The 20583-nt window shown below is 30.3% G+C and carries 17 protein-coding genes, 4 tRNA genes and 1 riboswitch; of the genes, 7 read left to right on the top strand and 14 right to left on the bottom strand.

Features of this window, described 5'->3' with window-relative positions; genetic code table 11:
• Positions 1-45 precede the first annotated feature (45 nt).
• Positions 46-1677: an L-glutamate gamma-semialdehyde dehydrogenase gene (pruA, locus tag HNR33_RS05130; protein WP_429080818.1), complete on the bottom strand. Its 1632-nt coding sequence runs from the start codon at positions 1675-1677 to the stop codon at positions 46-48.
• A 172-nt stretch (positions 1678-1849) separates the two neighbouring features.
• Positions 1850-1971: riboswitch (molybdenum cofactor riboswitch) on the bottom strand.
• 377 nt (positions 1972-2348) lie between these two features.
• Positions 2349-3446 (bottom strand): GerAB/ArcD/ProY family transporter, encoded by a 1098-nt coding sequence (locus tag HNR33_RS05125; RefSeq protein WP_429080816.1) that lies wholly within the window; start codon positions 3444-3446, stop codon positions 2349-2351.
• A 199-nt stretch (positions 3447-3645) separates the two neighbouring features.
• On the opposite strand from HNR33_RS05125, the gene HNR33_RS05120 reads away from it, so the two are divergent.
• Positions 3646-4620 carry a hypothetical protein gene (locus HNR33_RS05120; RefSeq protein WP_429080813.1) on the top strand — a complete coding sequence of 325 codons (975 nt, stop codon included), beginning with the start codon at positions 3646-3648 and terminating at the stop codon, positions 4618-4620.
• Between the two features lie 124 nt (positions 4621-4744).
• On the opposite strand, the gene HNR33_RS05115 is transcribed toward HNR33_RS05120, so the two are convergent.
• Positions 4745-5524 carry a class I SAM-dependent methyltransferase gene (locus HNR33_RS05115; protein WP_429080810.1) on the bottom strand — a complete coding sequence of 260 codons (780 nt, stop codon included), beginning with the start codon at positions 5522-5524 and terminating at the stop codon, positions 4745-4747.
• A 538-nt stretch (positions 5525-6062) separates the two neighbouring features.
• Here HNR33_RS05115 and HNR33_RS05110 point away from each other — a divergent pair.
• The 3 genes from HNR33_RS05110 (at position 6063) to HNR33_RS05100 (ending at position 11148) form a co-directional block, all read left to right on the top strand.
• Complete coding sequence (locus tag HNR33_RS05110; protein ID WP_429080807.1) at positions 6063-7310, top strand: radical SAM protein; 1248 nt, start codon at positions 6063-6065, stop codon at positions 7308-7310.
• Between the two features lie 848 nt (positions 7311-8158).
• Positions 8159-9409, top strand: coding sequence for a radical SAM protein (locus HNR33_RS05105; RefSeq protein WP_429080804.1), 1251 nt, complete (start codon positions 8159-8161; stop codon positions 9407-9409).
• Positions 9410-9435: 26 nt separating this feature from the next.
• On the top strand, positions 9436-11148 hold the full coding sequence (locus HNR33_RS05100; RefSeq protein ID WP_429080801.1) for an ABC transporter ATP-binding protein: 1713 nt from the start codon (positions 9436-9438) through the stop codon (positions 11146-11148).
• A 194-nt stretch (positions 11149-11342) separates the two neighbouring features.
• Here the strand turns inward: HNR33_RS05100 and HNR33_RS05095 are convergent, their stop codons facing one another.
• Both HNR33_RS05095 and HNR33_RS05090 read right to left on the bottom strand, forming a co-directional pair.
• Positions 11343-11798, bottom strand: coding sequence for a GNAT family N-acetyltransferase (locus HNR33_RS05095; RefSeq protein WP_429080798.1), 456 nt, complete (start codon positions 11796-11798; stop codon positions 11343-11345).
• Between the two features lie 108 nt (positions 11799-11906).
• Positions 11907-12707 (bottom strand): N-acetylmuramoyl-L-alanine amidase, encoded by an 801-nt coding sequence (locus HNR33_RS05090; protein ID WP_429080796.1) that lies wholly within the window; start codon positions 12705-12707, stop codon positions 11907-11909.
• A gap of 674 nt (positions 12708-13381) precedes the next feature.
• On the opposite strand from HNR33_RS05090, the gene HNR33_RS05085 reads away from it, so the two are divergent.
• Positions 13382-13555 carry a Spo0E family sporulation regulatory protein-aspartic acid phosphatase gene (locus tag HNR33_RS05085; protein ID WP_429080793.1) on the top strand — a complete coding sequence of 58 codons (174 nt, stop codon included), beginning with the start codon at positions 13382-13384 and terminating at the stop codon, positions 13553-13555.
• 821 nt (positions 13556-14376) lie between these two features.
• Entirely contained in the window at positions 14377-14526 is a 150-nt protein-coding gene (locus HNR33_RS05080; protein WP_429080790.1) for a hypothetical protein, read from the top strand.
• Between the two features lie 188 nt (positions 14527-14714).
• On the opposite strand, the gene HNR33_RS05075 is transcribed toward HNR33_RS05080, so the two are convergent.
• Together HNR33_RS05075 and HNR33_RS05070 are read right to left on the bottom strand one after the other, a co-directional pair.
• Positions 14715-14791 (bottom strand) — tRNA-Arg (locus HNR33_RS05075).
• 117 nt (positions 14792-14908) lie between these two features.
• On the bottom strand, positions 14909-15613 hold the full coding sequence (locus HNR33_RS05070) for a class I SAM-dependent methyltransferase (RefSeq protein WP_429080788.1): 705 nt from the start codon (positions 15611-15613) through the stop codon (positions 14909-14911).
• 188 nt (positions 15614-15801) lie between these two features.
• Here HNR33_RS05070 and HNR33_RS05065 point away from each other — a divergent pair, with 188 nt between their 5' ends.
• The gene (locus HNR33_RS05065; protein WP_429080785.1) at positions 15802-16035 is read left to right on the top strand and encodes a hypothetical protein; all 234 of its coding nucleotides are present in this window, start codon (positions 15802-15804) and stop codon (positions 16033-16035) included.
• A gap of 144 nt (positions 16036-16179) precedes the next feature.
• On the opposite strand, the gene HNR33_RS05060 is transcribed toward HNR33_RS05065, so the two are convergent.
• From HNR33_RS05060 to HNR33_RS05030, 7 genes are all read right to left on the bottom strand, one after another.
• Positions 16180-17412 carry an alpha/beta hydrolase gene (locus tag HNR33_RS05060; RefSeq protein ID WP_429080782.1) on the bottom strand — a complete coding sequence of 411 codons (1233 nt, stop codon included), beginning with the start codon at positions 17410-17412 and terminating at the stop codon, positions 16180-16182.
• 289 nt (positions 17413-17701) lie between these two features.
• Positions 17702-18346, bottom strand: a complete 645-nt coding sequence (locus HNR33_RS05055) for a flavodoxin family protein (RefSeq protein ID WP_429080779.1) — start codon at positions 18344-18346, stop codon at positions 17702-17704.
• Complete coding sequence (locus HNR33_RS05050) at positions 18343-18825, bottom strand: flavodoxin family protein (protein WP_429080777.1); 483 nt, start codon at positions 18823-18825, stop codon at positions 18343-18345. The genes HNR33_RS05055 and HNR33_RS05050 overlap by 4 nt, the downstream gene beginning before the upstream one ends.
• Positions 18826-18904: 79 nt before the next feature.
• Positions 18905-19699: a MerR family transcriptional regulator gene (locus tag HNR33_RS05045; protein ID WP_429080775.1), complete on the bottom strand. Its 795-nt coding sequence runs from the start codon at positions 19697-19699 to the stop codon at positions 18905-18907.
• Positions 19700-20002: 303 nt separating this feature from the next.
• Positions 20003-20077, bottom strand: a tRNA-Gly gene (locus HNR33_RS05040).
• Between the two features lie 139 nt (positions 20078-20216).
• Positions 20217-20300 (bottom strand) — tRNA-Leu (locus HNR33_RS05035).
• A gap of 5 nt (positions 20301-20305) precedes the next feature.
• Positions 20306-20381 (bottom strand) — tRNA-Lys (locus HNR33_RS05030).
• Positions 20382-20583 lie beyond the last annotated feature (202 nt).

The raw sequence follows: 20583 nt of genomic DNA, 5'->3' as shown, positions 1-20583 counted from the left end.
ATATTGAGATCCTTTTCGTCTTTATATACTGAATAAGAACAAACACTATTTATCTTGCATAAAAACGTAGCCATATGACTTTGAAGGATTAAAGGTTTCTTTTATAGTTCTCGGATTTATCCATCTCATCATATTTAACTTGCTTCCTGCTTTATCATTTGTTCCTGAGCTTCTTGCCCCTCCAAAGGGTTGTTGTCCAACTACTGCTCCAGTAGGTTTATCATTTATATAAAAGTTTCCAGCTGTATAACCTAATAGACGCTCCATTGTAAGTATTGCACTTCTATCCTGAGCAAAAACTGCACCTGTCAATCCATACTGAGAAGTAGTATCACAAATCGCTAAAGTTTCTTCAAATTTTTCATCTTCGTAAATATATAAAGTAAGAACAGGTCCAAATATTTCTTCACTCATGGTTTTAAATTTAGGATTACTAGTTACAATTATTGTCGGTTCAATAAAATATCCAATAGAATCATCACATTTTCCACCATAGAGTATATCAGCATCAGAAGCATCTTCTGCGTATTCTATATATGATTTAATATTGTTAAAAGCCTTCTTATCGATTACAGCACCCATAAAGTTAGTAAAATCTTCAACACTACCTATTTTTATGGTCTTCATTTCTTCTAATATTTTTTCTCTTAAATCTGTCCACATGCTTTTGGGAATATATGCCCTAGAAGCTGCTGAGCATTTTTGCCCCTGATATTCAAAAGCCCCTCGAATCAATGCAGTAGTCAAAGCATTAATATCAGCGGATTTATGTACAAATATAAAATCTTTACCTCCTGTTTCTCCTACAAGTCTAGGATAGCTTTTATACTTATCAAGATTATCAGCCACTTGTTTCCACATTGTGTTAAAGACCTTTGTTGAGCCCGTAAAATGGATACCTGCAAGGTGCTCACTATCCATCATGTACTTTGCAATATCATTTCCACTGCTAGGAATGAAATTTATCACTCCATCTGGCAGCCCAGCTTCTTGAAGAAGCTTCATTACAAAATAATTAGAATATACGGCTGTTGACGCTGGCTTCCAATTAACTACATTTCCAAGAATAGCAGGTGCCACTGCAAGATTGCCTCCAATAGCAGTGAAATTAAATGGAGTTATTGCTAGTACAAACCCTTCAAGTGGTCTATAGTCTATTCTATTCCATATCTCTTTAGTCGATATAGGTTGGTCTTCATATATGCTTTGAGCAAAATACACATTAAATCTTAGAAAGTCAATTAATTCACATGCTGAATCAATTTCTGCTTGATAAGCAGTTTTACTTTGACCTAACATTGTGGCAGCATTCATAGTGGCTCTCCAAGGGCCTGATATTAATTCAGCTGCTTTAAGAAAAATTGAGGATCTATGCTCCCAAGACATTTCCTGCCAATTTTTCTTGGCTTCAAAAGAAGCTGCTATGGCCATCTCCAATTCTTTCTTTCCAGCAATATGGTATTTAGCAAGTATATGCTTATGCTCATGAGGAATAGTACAATATCCTATATTCCCTGTTTTTACCTCTTTTCCTCCTATAATAAGAGGAATCTCGATCTCTTGGTTTTTAAGCTCCATTAGTTTTACTTTAAGCTTAGCTCTTTCTTCACTATCTGGTGCGTACTCCCTTACAATCTCATTAGCTGGTTCTTTGATTTTAAAGAAACCATTGCTCATTTTTTATACCCCCTTTATCAATCTAGAAATCGACTATTGGAAGGTATTCCCATAGAGTTATTTTCTATATACATTAGTAAGCAGAATGCATGATACTTTATTTCAAAATTCTACTCATAAAAACAATATCACAACTATTATAAGCAATAATATATAAACCTATGATATTAATCCGATATGAGCATTAACTCCTTTCCACAATGGGAGGCATACCCGTTTCCAACTATACCCTATCGGTCTTTCTTCCATAAATAATATATCCACAGGAAAAAAAACTCGGAGTAAATCTCGATATATCTGAATATTATAGCAAATTTTATATTATGTCAAATTTTCAAAAATATATGTTGAAAGGACAATCACAGTATTGTGCACATAAACATAGTATATATTAACCTTAGAAATAGGTAATCAATTTAAAAGGAGGTACTTTCATGGCTGAAGGTCAATGTGGAGGATATGGTGGTATAGGTAGTGAATTACTATTCTTTTTCTTATTACTAGTTGTTTTATTCTGTAGCTGCTATGGCGGAGGATTTGGTAAATACTAAGAAGGATAGTATTCATTCATATATTACCTAAGTATTTTACCTTTCTCTTAAAAAACAAAGATGTTTAATAAGTATCTTTCAAATGAATTAAAACCCCACTAGTAGAATACTCGTGGGGTTTTAATTAGCTAAGTTCTTCTCTGTCTTTCTCTTTTTTGATTTTGCAGCAATAAGTATCATAACAGGCAATATTACTTGATAAGTAAACGCATAATATTTCCATATTTTAGTATCCCATTCAAGATAAGACATTGCACTATCAAATACTAGATAGGCTAAATTAGCAAACAAAAGCCCAATAGGTACTACTAGAAATCTGTAATCCTTACACCCAAACAGTTTACTTATTCCATTACAAGCAGCTAATAAATAAATGCTTAATTTAATAAATCCTCCCAAGGTAAATACAAGTGCAGCAATTACTTCTATTCTTTGTAGAAAATTGCCAATTCTCAATGTAGAAATAGCAGTGTATGTTGGATAGAATTCAATCATAGCAGCACCTTCGCCTATTGTAAAGATATTTGTTACTGAATTTAACAGTACTCCTATAGCACCGCCAGCCAATCCCATCATATACACTTTATAGGTGGATTTTTTATTGCTAAAGTTAGGAAAAGCCATTGTAAATACTATTATTTCAGCAAACGGAAATGAAAATGTAGAAGTGGCGCCTTCCATAATTGTCTTAATATCACTATCTAATATAGGAAAAATATTGTTTACATTCATTTTATTAGTTAGTAGTATTAATGCAATTATCATTAACAATATAACTGGAAGGATAAATAAACGTGACCATCGACCAATTACCTCAGTTCCTTGTTTTACTATTATAATACTTACAATAACAGTAGCAATTATTGGTATGATTAGAGGAGTTTCTGTCAAAGATGTTATTTTAATGAAGTCTCCCATATTTCTTAAAACAAGTGACTCTGTCAAAAAAATATAACTAATAAATGATATACATATGATTTTTCCAATAGCTTTACCAAATAAAGTTTCACAAATATCAAATAAGTCTTTACCAGGAAAAATGGCTAGAATATAAGCATATATAAATGTAAATATTGCAGCTATTACTAAAGCTATTATAATAGCAATCCAAGCATCTTTTTTAGCTTCTAAACCTCTTACTAGTATAGAAGATGTTCCTATCATGAAAAAAATAATTGTTGCTATACTTTGGCTATCAGAAACTATTTCTTTTTTCATTGGTTACTCCTTCAAAAGTTCTTTAATTTAGTATCTGTCCTATTATATAAAGTATTCAACATACTATACATATTTTTAATTTGATTTGATAAAATAAATTTTCCCCATCGATATTTTTTTACATAATTTTCCTTAGACTAGTTGATATAATTATATAAAAGCTATTACATAAATTGATTTAAAAAGGAGAGTGTAAAAAATGAAAAGGTTTTGCTCATTGTTAATGGTAAGTTTGATAATCTTCCTAATGGTAACTCCATCCTATGCTATAGACCCTACTTATTCAACTATAAGCCCTACCGATCCAGAGCTTAAAGCTTCATTTATCTATCTTGTAGGACCATATGATGAAAACTCAAATGAAGGATATGAAAAAGTTTCTGATCCTTCAACTGGAACGTACCATATTAGAGTTAGAGAAATCAAGTTTATTCATGGTCCATCAGATAATGATCCTGTTAGAAATTATAGAGATTTCGGTACAGTATACAGAACAGATAATTTCTCAGGTAGTTTAAGTGAAACAGTATCAATATCAGATTCAGTTACCCATTCGAGTACATTAACTAATTCGGTTGCCGTAAGCTTAGGATTTTCAGCAGGCCCACCGTTTGCAAAAGTTCAATCACAAATTACTGCTACGCAATCACAATCTATTACCAAAAGTATTGGACACACAGTTACTAAGACATTTAGTCAGGGATATAATTATGGCTTCCCAGTAAATAGTACACCAGAAAATTGTACTAAGGCCAAACGAGGAGTAGGATTTCAGTATGACACTTATAGATCAATTATAGACATAAAAAAAGAAGTAGATGTGGTAAAATATGTAGATATTGTCAAAAAGGAAATATTAGGTGACTACATAATATGTGATATCTGCGGGTCAGGTGAGTGCAGTGACCCAACTAGACATTTGCATCATCTAGTAACAACTTATAGATTTACTTTTGCTGATGGAACTACAGTACATACAGATAGCATGGAAATTCAGAGATTAGTTGAACTAGGTATAGTTACGCCAGACGAAAGCAAGTGGAAAAGATCAACAAAAGAATGGAGAAGAGAAGAAATAATAGGAGAAGTAAAAGTTCCTGTATCTGTTATGGTTACAGTCTTCCTTGATAAAGATGGTAATATACTGGATGAAAATGGTAATATTATTCAATAATAAATACATAATAAACATTTGCAGCTGCAACACTCAAATCAAAATTGACGGAACTCAACGTTCTGTCAATTTTGATCTTTATTAAAGTTTGAATATACTTTTCAACTAATTTTATTCATATTCACTATATATTTTTTGACTTATTAAGAATATATATAAGCATTCTTTTATTGGTCTCTTTAATCTCGCTAAAATCATACCATCCATATGACTTTATGATATTAAGATTAGAAATTTCAAATAATTTTCTTGCATCTCTATCATGCATATATCCTAACATAAAATCATCTTCCATATGCTTGATAACATTACCTTCTTGTATTAAATCGATAATATATTTGAAAGATATAGTCTGATTAGAAGCATCATGCCTGTTTTGAACTGATTGTTTTTTAACAACACAATTCAATTCATCATCAAAATACTCATATTTATAGTCCGATGAAACAGTATCACTTAATGTATCAATATCTGGGTGAAACATGTCAATAATTATTATACTGTCATGTTTCATATGCTTACTAACACATTGAATACACTTGATTCTTGTTTCATCTTTAATTAATGCTTGAAACACTATATTTGGTAAAATTATCACATCAAATTTCTGATCTAAGTTGAAATCTATCATGTCTCTTTTTAAAAATTTTATTTTGTTTCTAATACTAATATCTAAACATTTAAATTTCTTTTCAAAAATATCTAGCATAGAATCTGATAAATCTATTCCAGTTATTGAATTACATATTTGAGCCAAAGATAATGTTATTCTTCCAGTACCACATCCAATTTCCAAAACATCCGTTGAATTATTAATAAATGACTTATAAAACCCTATATCATGCTCAAAATCATTTTCTTTATCATAAAACATAGCAGTATTAATATATAAATTTGTATTCAAAACCATTCCTCCTTGTTCTGAAATCCTTTTGGAATTAGAATTATATACTATTATATACTATATTTTACATCGAAGCATTAGATGAAAAATCATATTATTTATTTTGTTACAAAAATTTGTCGACAATATCTGTACTCATTTACCTCTTCATAGCATTAATCTCATTATAAATAAATGTTTTCAAACAAATATAATCAGTTTAAGTAATTTATATGAATAACTTGTCTATTTTTAACCAAATTACTTAATACACTTCTACAAATTATTTATGAAAAAAATGCTATAATCTAACCAAATACTTGAGTTTCTCTATAATACGTTCAGCAAAAGTATTGAAATCCATGAAAAGGGGGGAATATAGTGAATCTAGTAAAGTTTTTGAATTATAGGAAGTCACAGCAAACCCTATATATCTGCATGCCAGAAAGAGTTATTGTTCATCTATAATAGTAGTTAGCTAAAAAATAAAGTCTGTCAGATAACATCATCTGTGCAGACTTTATTTGATATTATTAATAATCTGGAGGGAGCGAACACTATGTATCCACATTTAAAAAACGACATAGAGATTCATTATATTGATAACTATGGTATTGCATTAAAAGATACTGTAAGCCGACTATTAAGTGACGTTGATATATACATCATTGATAAGCTTAATGGTGAAAAAAGTATTAGTGATATAGTCAATGAAATTACTGATGAATTAGGTGCTAATGATAAGATGCAAATTGAAAGCATTGTTAAAGAATTTTTAAAAGACAATCCTGACTTGATAGAAAATAACTGTGTTCCTAATTTACATGCATATAAAAAATCAGGGGTAAAAGGTAAAAAATATCCATACAATATCATTTTAAGCTTAACTAATGAGTGCAATTTGGTATGCACACATTGTTATAAAAGCTGTAGTTCTGTTAATAATGATTTTTTACCTTATGATAAGCTTATTGACACTCTAAATCATCTTAAAAATAAAAGTAAGAATATCCAGCTTACTGGTGGTGAACCTATGTTGCATGAAAGATTCTTTGATATTCTGAATTTTTGTGTAAATAATTTTTCTACCACTATTACTACTTCAGCTACCCTTGTAAGTGATGAAAATGTACACAACTTCTCGGGAACAAAAGATGTGCAGGTATCCTTATATTCAATTGATGAGTATGAGCATGAAAGGGTTTCTTTAACAAAAGGGTCATGGGAAAAAACCATTAACGGAATAAAACTTCTCATAAAAAATAAAATACCTGTAACCATAGCTACAATAGCTACTAAAAGTAATCTCAGCCAAATAGAAAAAATGATAAATTATCTAATAGACATTGGGGTCACAGGATTAAACATTGGACTTCTAAGCAAATGGGGACGAGGCTTAAATTTAAATGGTGAATGGCTAATTAACATTGATGAACGAAGCATAGCTGCGGAAATGATAAAAGAATTAAGTGAAAGATATGCAAATGATATCAATATTTCTATATGGGATAAAAAAAATACTAGATTAGAATCTGATTTTGATTTTGAAGGATTACAGTGTGGTGCTGGATTATTTACATGGGCTATATCAGAAAAAGGAAATATTAAACCTTGTGACTTTTTTCCTGACAACCTTTTTTCCTTTGGTAATATCTTGCAAAATGATATTGAAAATATATTAGATAGCTATAATTTAAATGGTATGATGAAGGGAATTAACGAGTGGGACAAGTTGCTTAAAAGTAATAATAGCAATCTTACTTCTGTATGCGAAATGATTGAAAATTATAAATTACATAAATGCTAGACTAAATTATGGAGCGTTATATTGGAATTACTATTATTAGAAAGTACTATTTTAAATAGTACTTTCGTTTTTATTAGTAGCTTTATGATGTTTTGTGAAAAAATCGCATTATCTGACAGAAATTATATGACTATTTAATATTTTTAAATTAAAATATTTTCATTTAAAAATATATTACCTCTAGAGTTCGTATAAAATTAGCAAAAAAATTCCGTCTCATTGAAAAGCAAACATGTATGCTGAGTTCAAACTTTTAAGTCATAAAAACTAATATTATTTATATAGTATTAGCTTACTAATTATAGATGCTAAAAAGTAGTTAAATAAATTTAACATTGTGAAGTACAATATTTTACTATTTTTTTATTTTATAACATGTACAATAAAAATAAAGTAACTTTATTTTTATAATTATAATTTATCTGGATACTTATCATTCCTGAGATAGAATTTTATTATACTTGTATTGTCATAGTTCTTCTCTATTTTAAACAGCATAATGTAATCTTTATGTATTGATTAAACAATTTAAATTAGGAAGAACAATGCTCAATAAAAAAATATATGAAAGGGGGCTTATACATGAATAAGGAAAAATTTTTTAACTACCAAGCATCTTCTGTAGAATTAGATTATTGTGGACCATATACTCGTATCACATGGTGCGAAGGCGAATTCAACGCAATATAGGACGATGTATCGTAATGTATGAGTTAGAGTTACATAGCTCTAACTCATAATTTTGTATAGGATTTCAAGTATGATTTATTTAAAAAAGTAATTCTATGATAAAAGCTATTAATTATATACTAGTAGTTTTCTATTATGTAATTTGTGGAGGTGTTTTTGTGTATCCATATATTTTAAAAGACAGCGTATTACATTATTTTGATACTCATGGTATTTTATTTACTAGGACAGGTAAATACATACTTAACGATGTTGATATATATATAATTGATAAAGTTGATGGCAAAACATCAGTTGACGATATTGCAAAACAAATTGCCATAGAATTAGATACAGGTGATATAGAAGGTGTCAAAAATATAGTTATGAAGTGTATTAACAGTAAACCAAAAGGTTTATCATTAACTACCTCTCCTGTAATACAATCCTGTATCAAGTCAGGTATAAAAGGAAAAAAAGTTCCTTTAGAATTAATAGTTAGCCTTACTAACAGATGTAATCTGAAATGCATGCATTGTTTTAAAAGCTGCAATATACAACAAAATGACTCTATTGATTATAATACCTTAATAAAAGCATTAGATTTTTTAAAACAAAAATCACTTAGTTTACAATTAACAGGTGGCGAACCAATGCTTCATGAAAACTTTTTTGATATATTAAGATACAGCATAAAAAATTTTGAAACCACTATTACAACTACTGGAACAATGATTAACGCTGAGAACATCAAGTATTTTGAAGGTATAAAATGTATTCAGATGTCAGTATATTCGAATGACCCAAATATTCATGATACAATAACCAATACAAAGGGATCTTTTAATAAAACAATGAACGGTATCGAACAAGCTATAAAACATGGTATTTCAGCAGTTATAGCTTGCCTTGTCATCAAAGATAATATAAGCAAAATTGAAGATTTAATTAAATTAGCTATAGATCAAGGTATTAAATCTATTAGATTTGGTATTTTTATTCCAAGTGGCAGAGGTGCTGATCTAAAAAGTGCTTGGTGTCTTTCAAAACAGGAATTGAAAGAGGCAACGCTAAAGCTATATTCACTGTCAGAGAAATATAAAAACAAGATTAGAGTTGGAACTTGGGACGAGGAAAAAAGAAAAGCGGATATAGACAAAAGATATAAATGTCTTAGTTGTGGTGGTGGCCTATATAGGTGGTTCATAAGCGAAAAAGGCTCTATTAAACCATGTGAGTTTATCCCAGATGAAATCTATACTATAGATAATATTTTAGAAAAATCTATAGATAGAATATTAACAGAGTATAATTTTGAACAGCTACCTAAAAATCTACAGAATTGGGACAAGTACCTTAAAGAAGAAAAATGCTCCTTGGAAGATATCTGCCCGCTAATGTCAGAATACTGTTTAGAGCATTGTGTTTAAATTTAACTATACTATAGGTATTTGATATGATAAGATACTTTATTAAAAACAAAAATCTTTTGATTATCAATTTAATACTAACTACTGCACATTCAATTCTTGTAACAAGTCTTGCCTTCCTCATAAGAGAGCTTATCGACCTTGGAATAGATAAAAATTTTGACAGATTAATAAATTTACAATTTTTTGCATTTTTCTATATTATTGTAATGGTATTAGTATGTTTATTAAGAAAACTATGCTGGGCAAAACTAATAAAATTAGCTCTTACGTCATTAAAAAATGATATATTCAAAAAATTGATTTCTAGAGACAAGAGAGTTTTTAGTAATCAAAATACTGCTAATTACTTATCTATCATCACAAATGATGTAGAGATGCTAGAAAGAGGATATTTTTCGAACTCATTAGTTCTTATTCAGGTTGTTGTATCATTTATTATTGCAGTAATAGGCATAATAAAGCTTAATGGTTACGTTGCTCTTATTGTACTAGTTCTTAGCTTAATTCCAGCAATAGTACCTTATATTTTTGGTAATAAGCTAGCATTATTTAAAAAAGATCATTCAGATTACCTTAGTAAATTCACAGAAAAATCTAAAGATTTTCTTATGGGTTTTGATATTATAAAAAGCTATAATCTAAGAGATAAAGTTTTTTCCGAATACAAGAAAACGAATGATAATGTTGGCATTTCAAAATTTAAATTTTCTGTCTATAATGCCAAAGTTGATTTAATCGTAGAAGGTTTTTCTTTCCTATCATTTTTTATTTTACTAAGTATTGGAGCATATTTAGTAGCCATAAATAAATCTACTGTAGGAACATTCGTAGCTGCAGTTCAATTAATGGAATTTATTAAAGCACCTATGCAAAGTATTTGTCATATAGTTGGGAATTTTAAATCAGTATCGCTTATCTGCAAAAAGCTTGAAAGCATACTAAATGAAGATAGTTTAGAAGAACAAGGTGAAATAAAAGAAGACTTTGTGAACTCGATTGAATTCAGAAACGTTTCTTATTCATATGATCATGAAATAAGAGTACTTAAAGACTTGAATTTTAGGTTTAATAAAGGTAAAAAATACGCAATTATCGGTAAAAGTGGTAGTGGAAAATCAACTATTCTTAAATTACTGATGAAATATTACTTCGACTATGATGGAAACATATTTATTGATAATATTAGCAATAAAACTATTAGTTCTATTAGTCTAAATAAAATGATTTCAGTTACTCATCAAGATGTTTTTTTGTTTGATACTACTATTAAAAATAACATTACTTTGTTTGAAGATTATAGCTGTACAGAGATTAAGAATGCCTTAATAGACTCTGGTTTATACGATTTTGTTAATCAGCTTGATAATAGAGAAAATACTCTTATTGGAGAAAATGGGTGTAATTTATCAGGTGGAGAAAAACAGCGTATTTCTATAGCTAGAGCTATTATTAGAAATACACCTATTCTAGTATTAGACGAAGCTACTTCTTCACTTGATAACAAGACTTCTGATTTTATTGAAAATACTATTTTAAATTTAAAGGATAAAACCATAATAGTTATTACACATAAGCTTTCAAAAAAACTACTCAAAGAATTTGATGAAATAATTGTGCTAAAGGAAGGACAAGTGATTGAATCTGGTGATTTTAACTATTTAATTGGAAAACAAGGTTACTTCTATAGCTTATATATGATAGAAGATAACAGTGACCTTTGCTCCTTTGCTTTGTAATTTTAGGTTTTTTATATTGTAAATCTACATTAGTTTACAATATAAAATTCCTTAAGTATAAGCAGCTATACTTTTATTCTAACTTCATACATTTTCCATTTTCCTCAAAATAATTAATAATCTAGATAAGAGGCCAAATGACTATTTAGCCTCTTATTTAAGTATTAGCTGCATTAGCATATAATAGTATATTCTTATTCGTTTAAAGTTTTTACCATAACTCTTTCTTTGTTGACATCTAGTTCTCCATTAAATTGAAAGCCAAATTTTTTATATAAATTCAAGGCAGGCTTATTATCATCGTATAAACTTAAATAAATTTTGTTGCAATTATACTTACATTTTAGATGTTGAATTAAAAATTCTAGCATTCTATTCCCGTATCCTTTCCCTTGATATTTTTTATCAATTAGAAAACGGTCAAGCCATACTCTTCCTTCTCCATCCTCTCCAGGAAAAAAACCGTACATTGCAAAACCTACCAAGTAATTGTCAATATAAAGTCCTACTGGCTTATAACAATTACACTCCAAAGCATCTTTTAAGCATTGTTCTATTGATTCTATGTATGATTTTTGACTCTCACTTACACTTAGTTTTAAAATTTCGCCTAAATTTCCTTTTGTTACTTCTCTTATCTCTATATTCATATTACATATCCCCTTTAAACTTATGTTTAGATTATTGAATTTATTTTTTAAAAAGTATAGAGTCCGACATTTAATATTAAGTGCAAAAACGTTATCATAACCCCAGTATTATTCAGCTTTTCTGTAATTTATCTCTATTATTTTATTTTCCTGATTCCAACTAATTTTATATCCCAACTGCTCTAAAAACCTTACTGGAACATAGTTGATACCATCTTTGAATATGCCTTCTACTTCTTCATATTGGCCGTGAATACTTAACCTTATGATGTCTGTACCATTTGTAGCTTCTTTATATTCAATACCCATATACTTCAACACTCCTTTTGCTATGTGCTTTGCACACTTGTCTCTAAAGCTGCTATTTTTCAGTTTTTCAGCTGCTTCAATGTTAGTATAAAATTCATGTTCGACTAATACTGCAGGCATCTTTGTATTAGCAAGTACATAAAAACTAGCTTTCTTTATCTTTCTGTCTTTAATAGCTGCTCCTACTCCTAGTACTTCTTTAGCAGCTTCATGAATTGACTTAGCAATCTCATAAGCTTGTGATCCAAGCTTATAAGCATATATCTCATATCCTGATACTTTAGGATCAGAATGTGCATTAGCATGGATTGAGATAAAAACAACCTTAAAAGCATCATCATATTTCTTTTTTGCTTCATCATATATTTGATTTGCTATGTCACATCTATACTGAAGATTCTTTTTTCTTCCTTCTGCTGTCATTTCTGTATACGGATGATTCGGAACATTTATGGTAAAATATACTTCACCATAAGGCTCTAATAGTTTCTTTAGTCTGTTCCCCACATCATCATTAAATTCCCATTCATGTAATCCATTTGCTCGCTTGCCTGGAGTATCTTGTCTATGACCTTTGTCTATAATGAAGATTAGTTTCAATTTTTCCACCTCCAAATATATTAAAGAAAGGAATTAAAAATACTCCCTCCTAGATATTTCAGCTTATTAATGACATTTTCATTAATATTAAACGTGATTCATCAGACCTCATCTCAATAATTGAATAATTTATTTTCATATAATATAATTAATTTGAGGTGATTTCCATGTTTTTTTACTACCGTAATAAAAACAAAACAATAAAAGAACTTCGTAAAAATTGTAGTTACACTGCCAAAGAATTAGCTGAACAATCAAAGTTAAAAACATCTATCATATTAAAAATCGATAATACGCAATTAAAATATGTTCCTGAGCCTATCAAGTCAAAATTAATTCCAATTCTAAGGAAAGATAACTTAGATAAGAATCCTTACTTACCTTAGAGATTCATCTCATCCTGAAATATTTAACTTTCTTCAAATTCTCAATTCCTTTCAATTTCTTAATGCTTCCTTCTAAATGTTTCTATCCTTAGCTTTCTAGAAACATTGCCTCATCTTGCCAATCTACCTATCTTTTCTTCTACTTTTATACTTTTTGAGCATTCATACCTGTTGTATATATATTATATTCCTTTTTTATTCATATTTTTGCATCTTTTTCTATTTTTACTGTAAAATTTCCATAGTACAACAGGTTGAATGTAATAATTATCGAAAGGAGCATGTAATTTGTGCAACGAAAGTAAAATAGTAGAATTAATTAATGAAATTGAGGAAGTTAAAACCAAGCTGTATAGTTTAATATGTAAAAAGCAGTACAATCTCATTGATCCTGAGGTAATTAAGACAAGCGAATTGCTTGATCAACTTTTGTCTCAGTACTATAACAATAATATAAAATAGCAATTAATTAGACATATTTAACCTGTTGTGCTATCATTTGAAAACTTCCCTACCATTAAATAAAGCAATATATTTGTTAGCTTTAAGATTTCATGGTTAATATAGGCTACCTTTATGATATTGTTACATAATCATCATTACATGGGTATAAATCCCATATATAAAGAAGTTTATATGTTTAACATTTTAAAAAGACATAAAATAGTAATCATTGTTATATTAACTGATCTTTTTTTGTTCTGGCTTACTTTCTATTCAGATATTATTCTGACATTTATCAGCCCAAGCATTGAGGATTATTCAATATCAGACACTAGTTTTCCTCGAAATTATGCTGAAGTTTTATTTTGGTACCTTGTGCATATGCCCTCGTCTATAGTTTTAGAGAATATTCTTGGACACATAGTAGAATCTAAAGTTTATCTGTCTTTATCAATTATACAAACTGACTTAATAGCTTATTTCATAGAAAATCATATTAATCACAAAATGATTTCAAAAACTAGACTTTAGCGCTTATTCTTCCTTTTACTAACTTGTCCCACTCTTCTTTTTTTAGGATTCCTACTCTTTTGTAAGAGTCTTTCATACTTTATAGCCGTTTACCTCAGTATTTTAATTAATGGCTATTCTCTTTTTACATAACCATTATTCTTTTTATAATTTCCTACTATCAATATGTCCGTTATTAAAGATTTCTCCAAATTATTGATAGAAACCTTCTTCATAAAAAATAACATTTAAGTAACATTTCTTTAAACATACATGACTCTTATTCATATATGATATTGGTATAAACAATTATAGTGAGGTGTTCATAGATGTCCACAGTAGTAAGTAATTTAATCGATAGTATACATGATTTTATTTGTACTAAAGTTAATAGAAATGAAGATTTGTCTAGGTCTGACATATCTATGCTTAATCGTTGCTTTGATACTATTTTGCTTGAAATAAAATCATCAAATTAAACTCTATAGGCAGTTTATATCATCAAACGCCCTTTTAGAATTTTAAAGGGACTTATCTCTCAGGTCACATCAGATTAAAGAGTTAGATAAAATTCAATTGACTTATTTATTCTGACTGATGCAAGCGCTATATGCCATTTAGTATAAAATAAAAAACCTCATAATCATTCGGATTACAAGGTTTAAACTGGTGCGCCCTGAGGGATTCGAACCCCCGGCCAACTGATTCGAAGTCAGCTACTCTATCCAGCTGAGCTAAGAGCGCATATTCTGAATTGTTAAATCTATCAATCAGAATGATTATAGCAAAAAAATATAATAACGTCAAATTAATAAATACTGCGGGAAACAGATATCTCTATTTCCCGCTTATCATGTATCACTATTTTCTTCCCATTACTACAAGTTGAGTACATCTCTCTATTCCTGATTTATTAAAGCTTTCTTTTACTTCTCGTGTCCTTCTTTTAAATTCCTCATATTGATCATACTCTTTTGTTTTCTCAACCTTTTTGTCAAGTTTCTCTATCTTTGTTGCAAGCTTTTTAGCTAGCTCTGGATCTGTTTCATAGTCTTCAAAGATATCTTCAACATTTATTCCTGCTTCTTTTACTATATCAACTATTTCTTGTTTCTTTAAAGTCTTGCCATGATACTCACCTAGCAAAGTATCTATTTCTCCTCCAAGGTGATGAAGAAGAACATGAGTGTTTTGTGCATCTGATTGATTGTCATTAAACATCTCATTTACTATGAATATTCCACCTGGCTTTAACACTCTTTTCATTTCACTAAGTACCTTATTTATATCGGTTACGTGATGAAGAGAGTTTGATATACATACTATGTCAAATGTTTCATCTTTAAAATCCAGATTGCTTCCATCCATATGTATAAACTTTACGCCACTATCTGCATGTTTTTCTATAGCAGTGTTTACAACTTCCTGACTATTGTCTATTGCTATAATCTCATCGTAATCTTTCAAGCCCTCCTTAAGCTTCAGAGCAAATTCTCCATATCTAGTTGCTACATCTAATACTTTTCCTCCCGATACATCTGATAACTTTGACTCTAATTTTTCCATACATTTTCACTCCTATATTTATGTCTATTAATATATAGTTTATCACACATTTATGACAAATTACTACATGACTTATGTTTATATGCAAAAAAGATAACACATATCTCAGTTTTCTGATAAAATAAAAGAAAGTTCTTATAAAAATAAGCTTTTTTATTATAAAAACAACTGAAAAAGCTGCAAAGGAGTTGTTTAAAATTAGTGATAATAAGCAGTTTACTATATTCTCTATAATGTCGAAACCAAAACAAGTTGTTGATGAAAAAATACCAGATAATATTAAATTAAAACCAAGTGAGTGGTGGTGTCCTTACTGTTCAATGCCAGTTATATTTAAAAAAAACAAAAGTAGAGGAATAAAAATATGTCCTGTATGCGGAATATCAGAAAAAGATTACTGGGTGAAAAAGGTAAATTATTAAATTTAAAATTACATCCTGCAGTTGACTAGACAAAGCAACAAGTGTAGGGTTGAAAGATATAAGCATAATACTTATTGATTCTGACTTGTAAAACGTCACAACAGAGGCACAATAATAATCATGAGCAAAATGCTCATTTCTGTATTAATCATATACTACCTTGTCCTCAATGAAATTTAATATGTTATTCCAATACTCTTTATCTTTTCCAACATTCTTAAAATCACAATTTTTAATGATAAAATGTTCCCAAGAATCACGAAACCATGTCTGCACATTGGGATTTACCTCATGTAATCTCTTCGTATTAACTTTAGGAACCTCTGTATCACCCGTACATGCAATCAGAAAGACAGGTCTGTTTCCTGCACATTTGATTTGTTCTGCCGGTTTTATTTTGCGAACAGTATCGCTCCCAAAGACCATTTCCAAAGCAAGGTGAATCAATGGCTTTTCCATAGCCTGAATGAATTTTGGCACTCCGTATCCATCCAAAACATCCATAATTATATCGTCAAAAGAAGAGTAAGCTGACATTGCAATCAAACCATCAATTTCCTCAAACTGACCAAAAGCATTGACCGAAATTGCACCACCCATAGATACCCCATGCAATATAATTGGAACCCCGTTGTATTTCTTTTCATTTTTTATGTATTCAACAACTGCTTTTACATCAGATGTTTCCTCATATCCCAAACCAATCCGACTTCCATCACTTTTTCCATGTCCCCGAACCTCTAGCAAAATAGAAGCATATCCGTTTAACTGCATATGTTTCGCATGACCATAAAAATAGGTGACAGATGGCTGGACAATACCAGTTAAATAAATAATCACAGCTTTAGGCTGCTTGGTATAAATTTCTGAACACCAGATGTTATATCCATCCTCGGTTTTTAAGTACATTTGGTTTTCTTTGAGTCCGTAATCCACAGCCTCATAGATATCCTGTAGCGGATAATCATATGTTGTGAAGCCTTTGTAATCTACATGTCTGTTAACAAAAACAGGAATGGCAATAAACGGAGTAATAATTAATAAAACCGCGCATATAATACAAGCAATTGCTATGGCTTTAATGCTCCGCCTGATAAGATAATTTTTTATTAATTTTTCTTTTAGGAAGTATTTATCAGGAAATTCTCTATGCAGCCTCTTTTTAAATACAACATGTATAACGAGTGCTACCGCAAGAAAGGACAAATAAAGTACTCCAAATAGCAATGTTTTGAAACCAGGTACACTGGAATATACGCTTCTTGATAATTGTACGTATTTAATTATGATGTGCACTATCATCACTGCAGCCAATATCCAAAAGACAGTAAGAGACATGACAGAAATTAATTTTAGCTTTCTATGTCTGTTTTGCATTCTTTATTCTCCTTAAAAGTGTATAGAACTTACTTGGGTATGAATTGTATGAGATTATATAAATAATGTGCACATTGATTATATCACAACAAAACAAAAAAACCTATGTGCAGTTTCATATCCCTACACATAGGTTTTATATGTGTTATTTGCTTGATTTAGATGCTGGCCGTAACCATACAAAATACTCATCACTTCAAAATGAATCTTATTGCATACGCTAATTTGTCTTTTTCTGGTCAGCACAAAACCGATCGAAGCAGCAGCCTGGACTGCTAGATCCAAGCTACTATAAAAATGGTCTGTCTAACCGTTTATCAAATGCATTATTTTGCTTTAACACTTTATGCCACCCCAAATTATTCAGTCCAATGTCACAAAATAACTGTAGTATCCATGCTTTAAACCTTGATAATTCATATGGTTTTCCTAACATTTTCACTATTTTGTGGTCAAATGCATGGGTTTCTTCGTAAATGCTGCCTAAATCATTAATTCGCTTTAGAACTTTTCTAAACATCTTCGGAAACATATAAATTGCTGCCGCTTCCCCTTTGGAAACCGTACCTAAATAATTATAATTTAGTTGCTTAGCCAAAGACTTAAAATAGTGCTCTACATATTTTGCTTGAGCTGTTTCTATAAAACCTGCTTGTATAATAAAACCAAGGGATTTTCCTTGAATAGCTGCTGGCCTTAAATGTTCAATAAAATTCATCATGATTCCCGGCATAGCATGGATATAAAGAGGCATTATTATAATCACTGTGTCAAACCTTTCTATATATTGTGCCAACTCTTCCAAATCAGAGTCTGCAATACATTTTATTTCACAGGGTGTTTTCATGCTGCGTACAAACTCTTCACTGATAATTCTTGTGTTGCTGTTTTGTGCATTACCTTTTGGTGACCCGTTTAAAATAATTGTTTTCATACCTGATAACCTCCATCAGCATAAAACTCCTCAATAGGCTTTACTATGATATTTTTTGAATAAAATTGATAAAATAAACGATTTATATAGTCTTCAAAAATTTCATGACCGTCATTCGTTTCAAATTCACCATCGTAGTAAAATTCTATGTCAGGATATTTTTCATATCTTTTTACATGCATAGACTCACCCGTTTTATAGGTGGTATACGGAAGATAAAGAGGTATCATGCGATCAAAAAGGTTTTTCATATTACCGCTAACAAATCCTTTTGTTACTTTTGCAAAAAAAATAGCTTTGTCCGCTGTTATATATTCATGATAAAATTCATTTAAATCTTTATATACACATTTCCCCGGAGTTTTCCACCAGCAGGTCCAGCAGCCGACACAGTGGGCTACCTTTGTTTTTGAAATTTCAAAGGTATAAGTATTTTTAATTGAAATATCTGTACATTCTTTAATTACTATGGTTTTCATATCCTACTTTCCTCCACAACCTTAACTTATCTTAAGTATAAAGTAGGGGGTTACACCCATGTCAATATCTAAAAATAAATTATTCAAACGGAATAAATATTTCCATATAAGAATGAATTTTATTTGTTTTGCATGTAACAAGTCGTATTATAGCAAAAGCTTCTCCTATAAGCTTAAGTTCATGTGTATTCGCGTATTCATAAGAAACTTTATGCATTCTATCCATTATATTTATTTGCTCATTTTGAGGCTGTACTTCTTCTACGATTGTATATAAGCATTTAGGATATTGTAGATAATAATTATTTTCTTTTTTTTCTTTTGTAGTTTCCACAATAAACATTTTTGTACTAATAACACCATTTTCATTAAAAGAAATGTAACGCATGATTTGTGATAGCATGTCCCCATTGGTAGAATTTATAACGTCTAATACATTTTCATATTCTTCAACGGCAATAAAATCAGATACTTCTCCATTAACTATGTATAATGGAAGAGGCTTGACTGTAAATATATTTAAATTATCCTTTATACCCTTACTAAATTCTTGTGTTTCTTCAATCCTTTTCAACATACATTGCTGGTTATATATCATACTCTCAAGCTCATTTTTCTTGTCTTTCAACAAATTCTGCAGTTCTGATATATCGCTTTCTTTTAATAAAGCTTTAATTTGATTAATTTTCATTCCCCGCTTTTTATAAAAATCTATTATCATGATTGTATATACGTCAAAAATATCATAATTTCTATAGTTGTTTTCATCATTCTTTTTGGGATTTAATAGCCCTTTTTCTTCATAAAACCGCAGTGTATCCCTTGACATCCCTAAATAGTTTAACATGTTGCCTGTGCGATACTTTTTAAACACTATGTAACAGCCCCTTTACTTACCAATAGCATACATTCTCGTAGTTAATATTATACTTTCATTATATCAAAGTCCTATGCATCTGATGAATGTATAATTCTTTATGTGGTTCATTTTAATGTAATGCCCCTTTGTCAATCCTAATCGTCGGTTAGATACAGATATCTATGATGTTGTTGGCTTTGTTTACTCAGATTTGATTCGAAAAAACAGCACTAAAGACTGGTTGATTTCAACTTATTTATGATTTGATCCTTCGACAATAAAAAAGAACTATAGTATGTTCTATAGTTCTTGATATTCTGGAGCGGAAGACGAGATTCGAACTCGCGACCCTCGCCTTGGCAAGGCGATGCTCTACCACTGAGCCACTTCCGCACGATCTATTTAATTTTTACTGCTTTTTTACTCTATGGTAATCATTCACTTCCCCATTAAGCGATTCGCACAAAACCCAAGAGCTTGGTTTTGGCTCTCTGCTTATACCACTGAGCCACTTCCGCGTAACCTATTTAATTGGTGCGGGAGAGAGGACTTGAACCCCCACGTCAATGACACTAGATCCTAAGTCTAGCGCGTCTGCCAGTTCCGCCACTCCCGCTTAATTGGTGACCCATCCGCGACTCGAACGCGGGACACCCTGATTAAAAGTCAGGTGCTCTGCCGACTGAGCTAATAGGTCATATATTTTATCTGTTACGGCATTAACTTTTTTACCTTACTTAGCTTATCACCCATAAACTAAGCGATTCGCACAAAACTAAAAACATGTTTTGGCTCCCTGCTTATGCCGACTGAGCTAATAGGTCATATATTTTATCTGTTACGGCATTAACTTTTTTACCTTACTTAGCTTATCACCCATAAACTAAGCGATTCGCACA

The sequence above is a fragment of the Brassicibacter mesophilus genome (assembly GCF_050433385.1).
Classification (GTDB): domain Bacteria; phylum Bacillota; class Clostridia; order Tissierellales; family Proteiniboraceae; genus Brassicibacter; species Brassicibacter mesophilus.
The sequence above is the reverse complement of the archived record's forward strand: the minus strand, read 5'-3'. Positions and strand labels throughout refer to the sequence as shown.